Raw genomic sequence first — 4572 nt, 5'->3', positions numbered from 1 at the left:
GTACGCCGCAGTCCCCGCGGAGTTCAGGCCGACAACCGTCCCGTTAGTCAGGACATCGACGCTGCGCCAGGTGGCGTCCGCCCCCTGCGAGCCCGAATTGGTGGCCCAGGTCTGCCAGTCCGTGAGGCCCGTGAAGGCGTACACCGCGGTCCCCGCGGAGTTCAGTGCGCGAACTGTCCCGTCAGTCAGGACATCGACGCTGCTCCAGGTGGCGTCCGCCGCCTGCGTACCCGAATTGCTGCTCCAGGTCTGCCAGTCCGCGAGGCCCGTGAAGGCGTACGCCGTGGTCCCGGAGGCGTCCAGCGCGCGAACTGTCCCGTCATTCAGGACATCGACGCTGCGCCAAACGGCGTCCGACGCCCACACACCCGAATTGGTGGAATAGGTCGCGAAGTCCCCGAGGCTCGTGAAGGCGTAGACCGTGGTCCCGGCGTTGTCCAGCGCGTAGAAGGTCAGGCCGTGAGCCGCCGGTGCCGCGACCAGCGCCATCAGCATCGCGAATCGAGTCATGTACTTCATTGCTTGCTCCTCTTCCCAGGTTGATGGAGGGGCCTCAGCCCCGGTCCTTTCGTCGCTGACCCCGATAGCCGGCGGGATCCTGCGATGATCCGTTTTTACCCCAGGAGACGGTTGCCCGACTTGGACGATCACCTGATGCTTGGGTGACCGCCCGACACGCAGCATGCGCGGCCGCCAGCGCGAGGGCCTGGCCGGCGGTCAGCCCAACATTCCGCGGTTCGGATCGATTTCGAGGTGATCTGGGCCTTCGCTCGGGTGTAAGTAGGCGGAGGTGCGTGGGCGGCAGGAGGTGGTGCACCACCTCGGCCTGGTGCTGCCGGCGCCGTGCGTGAGGACGCCGCGCGGAGTCGCGACGGGAAGCGCCGTGGTGCAGGCGCAATGACCACTGCATCGTGACGCTCGTCGAGCGAGCCACCAGCTACCTGCTGATCGGCAAGCTCGCAGCGCGCAGCATGGAGGCGGCGGCCCGAAGCACGGTCCAGCTGGTGAGAAAGCACCGAGCGAAGTTCTGGACGATCACCGCCGACAACGGGCCGAGTTTCATTCCTACAAGTCCGTCGAGAAGGCCACCGGGCTGATCCGGCAGTACCTCCCCAAGCGAACCAGCATGGCCCATGTCAGCCAGCGCGGCTTTAACGCGATCGCCCGGCGACTCAACGCCCGGCCGAGAAAGCGATAACGCTGCCTGTCGCGAACGAAGCGAATCGCTGCTCTCCTCGCAGCGCGCGCGGTACCGCCCCCAGACATGTCGCCTATGCTCCAGATCCTATCCACGCCGAGGAGGCTTCGGGGAAAGTGCCCCTTGGGACGCCGGTTGGCCGGGATGCGGCAGCCTGCGTTCCGCGATGCCCATGCACACGACCTGGCTCCACATCCGATTCGGCCGTTTCGTTCTCGATGAAGCGATTCACGAGCTGCGCGCGGACGGTGTGACCGTCGCGATCGAGCCCAAGCCCCTCGCGCTGCTGCTACTGCTCGCGCGCGAGCGCCACCGCGTCGTGCGGCGAGACGAGATCCACGAGGCGCTCTGGCCGGGCATCGCCGTCGGCGAGGACTCTCTCACGCGGGCCGTGCTCAAGGCCCGCGAGGCTCTCGGTGACACGGGCGCGAGCGGCCGGATGGTCCGCACGGTGCGGGGCGTGGGCTTTCGCTTCGTGGCCCCGGTCGAAGAAGAGGAGCCGGAGCAAGAGGCCGCAGGCGTGCGTCGCGCGGAGCGCTCCGCGCCCGCGTCCCCCGGGCACACGCCGCTGCTGGGCCGCGCGCGCGAGCTGGCGCTGCTCGAGGCCGCGCTTCGCAGCGCCCTCGCTGGGGGCGGGCGCGTGGTGCAGGTCTCGGGAGCGGCCGGCACCGGCAAGACGCGCCTCGCCGAGGAGTTTCTCGCGGCCGCGCACGGTGCAGGGGCCGAGGTGCACAGAGCGCGCGCCTGGGAAGGCGCCGGAGCGCCGGCACTGTGGCCCTGGAGTCAGGTGCTCCGCTCGTTCTCGGAGCAGCGAACCACGGAGGCGCTGCGCGCCGCGATGGGCCGGGAAGAGGCGGCCGAGCTCGCCCGTGTGCTGCCCGAGCTTCGCGAGACGTTCGGCGTCGAGATGCCGCTCGCGCCTACCGACGGCGACGAGGCGCGGTTCCGTATGCTCGATGCTCTCTCGCATTTCCTCGTGCGAGCGGCGCACGCGCGGCCGCAGGTGATCGTGCTCGAGGACATGCACTGGGCCGATGGCGCCTCGTTGCGCGTTCTCGGCGCGCTCGCGGGCGAGATGGCGGGTTCGCGCATCCTCATCCTGGTGACCTTTCGGGAGGAGGAGGCCGCGCTCGAGCATCCACTCGCAGAGGCGCTCGCGACTTGCCTCGAGCGCGACGTGCTGGTCCGCGTGCCGCTGCAGGGGCTCGAGGCGAGCGAGGTGGGCCGGCTCCTCCAGGGCCTTGCGGGCTTCTTGCCGCCGCCGGAGGTCGTCGCCGCCATCCATGCGCGAACCGGGGGAAACCCCTTCTTCGTGAAGCAGATCATCGCCCTGGCGCAGGCCGAGCACGCCGATACGCCGGCGCAGCTCGCAGCCGCGCTGGTGGGGCAGGCCCACCGAATGCCGCCCGAGATGCGGCACGTGGTGGGCCGGCGCCTCGCGAGGCTCTCGGCGAGCTGCCGGCAGATGCTCGCCGCTGCAGCCGTCTGGGGGCGCGAGTTCCCGGTGGCCGGCCTCGCAAAGCTGCCGGGTCTTTCGCGCGAGGCACTCCTCTCGGCGCTCACCGAGGCTGCGGCCGCGCGCGTGATCGAGGCCGAAGCGGGCTTCGGCGGGAGCTACGTCTTCGTGCACGATCTGCTGCGGCAGGTGATCCTCGCGGAGCTCGAGCCTCAGCAACGCGTGCGGCTGCACCTCCACGTTGGCGAGGCGCTCGAGACGCTGCACGCGGCTCATCTCGAGCCGGTGGTGTCTGCGCTGGCGCTGCACTACGGCGAGGCGGCGCTGCTCGTCGAGGGAACGAAGGCGGTCGACTACGCGCAGAAGGCCGGCGAGCTGGCGCGCGACGCGCTCGCCTACGAGGAAGCAACGGAGCAGTTCGAACGGGCCCTGCGTGCACTCGAACTCCTGAGCGAGCCCGACCTCGCGCGCAGGGCCGAGCTGATGGTATGCCTCGGCTATGCCTGCCACAGCGCGGGACGACACGAGCGGGGCCATGAGGTGCTGCGCGAGGCGGCAGCGGTGGCGCGCGCTGCCGGAAGCGCAGGGCCGCTGGCCCTGGCCGCTGCCGGGCTCGCCGAGGTGGGCATCGGGCTCGCCGATCCCGAGACCGTCGGCCTGCTAGAGGATGCCCTGCGGCTGCTCGGCGACGGCGGCGGCCGCGCGCGCCTCGGGCTCCAGTGCATCCTCGCCATCAATCTCGCCAATCTTCCGGGACGTCTCGCCGATGCCACGCGCCTCGTCGAGGCGGCCGCCGCGATTGCGCAAGATCTCGGAGATCCGCGGTCACGCAGCACCTGGCTGTCGGCAAGAGCGGCGGTGCAGCGCATCTCACCGCAGACCCTGCCGGAGGAGCGGCTCGCGGGCCTCAACGAGGCGGCCGCGCTCGCGCACGCGTCGGGTGATCTCACGATGGAGCTGGTGGCACGCCTGCAACGCTTCGGCGCACTCACCGAGCTCGCGCTACGCAGCGAGATGGACGCCGAGCTCGGCACCATCGAGACCCTCATCTCACGGCTCCGCTCCCCCTACTGGGGCTATGTGATGCCATCGCTGCGTGGCATGTGCTGCCTGCTCGAGGGCCGTTTTGGCGAGGCCGAGGCGCTCTTCGACGAGGCCTTCACGAGCCCGGAGTCTCCGCGGATCGCGTTCGTCGCCGGGCGGCTCGGCAATCTCGCCGCCATTCGCTACGACCAGGGTCGCATGACCGAGCTGCTGCCGCTGCTCGGCCCGCTGGCACAGCAGTTCACACACGTGCACGCCCTGAGGACGGCATGGATGCTCGCGCTGCTCGAAGCCGGGCGTACGCAGGAGGCGCACGCCATCTTCGCCCCCTTCGCCGACCGCGCGGCCACCGACGTGGTCGGCACCGAGAGCTGGCTGTGCGCGATGGCCATGCTCGCCGAGATCTGCGCCCGGATCGGCGACGAGCCTCGGGCCCGCACGCTCTTCGCGCTGCTCGAGCCCCGTGCCGAGCAGTGCGTCATCGTCGCCAACGGCCATTACTGCCACGGCCCGGTGGCGCTCTACCTCGGCATGCTCGCCTGTACCTTCGGAGAGTACGAGCACGCCGGTGAGCTCCTCGACCTCTCCCTCGTCCGCAGCGAGGCGCTCGCCTCTCCGGTCTGGCGTGCCCACACGCTCGCCGCACGCGCCCGGATGCTGCTCGCTCGGGGCGCGCGTGTCGATCGCGTGCAGGCGAAGGCCGCAGGCGGCGAGGCACACGCCATCGCGCAGCGGCTCGGCATGGAGCGCCTGTGCCGCGCGCTCGACGCCCTCGGCACGTCTGCGGCTGCGCAGCGGGCGACCGGGCGATGATCCGGTAGCAGTCGGCCCGGAGAACGGCCCGACGCGGCTGCGGCCTCTCGTGTCCGCTCCC

General features: G+C 70.8%; 3 protein-coding genes. 2 read left to right on the top strand and 1 reads right to left on the bottom strand.

Translation table 11 applies throughout. The features are described from left to right. Positions 1 to 519: hypothetical protein (locus IT371_10050; protein MCC6747989.1), on the bottom strand; the 519-nt coding region annotated here is incomplete at its 3' end. Positions 520 to 911: 392 nt separating this feature from the next. On the opposite strand from IT371_10050, the gene IT371_10045 reads away from it, so the two are divergent. Together IT371_10045 and IT371_10040 are read left to right on the top strand one after the other, a co-directional pair. Then, a complete protein-coding gene (locus tag IT371_10045; protein ID MCC6747988.1) occupies positions 912 to 1097 on the top strand; it encodes a hypothetical protein in 186 nt (61 codons plus the stop codon). A 36-nt stretch (positions 1098 to 1133) separates the two neighbouring features. Beyond that, entirely contained in the window at positions 1134 to 4511 is a 3378-nt protein-coding gene (locus IT371_10040; protein MCC6747987.1) for an AAA family ATPase, read from the top strand. The last annotated feature ends 61 nt before the right edge of the window (positions 4512 to 4572 follow it).

It is taken from the genome of Deltaproteobacteria bacterium (assembly GCA_020848905.1).
Taxonomy (GTDB): Bacteria; Myxococcota_A; Polyangia.
The sequence above is the reverse complement of the archived record's forward strand: the minus strand, read 5'-3'. Positions and strand labels throughout refer to the sequence as shown.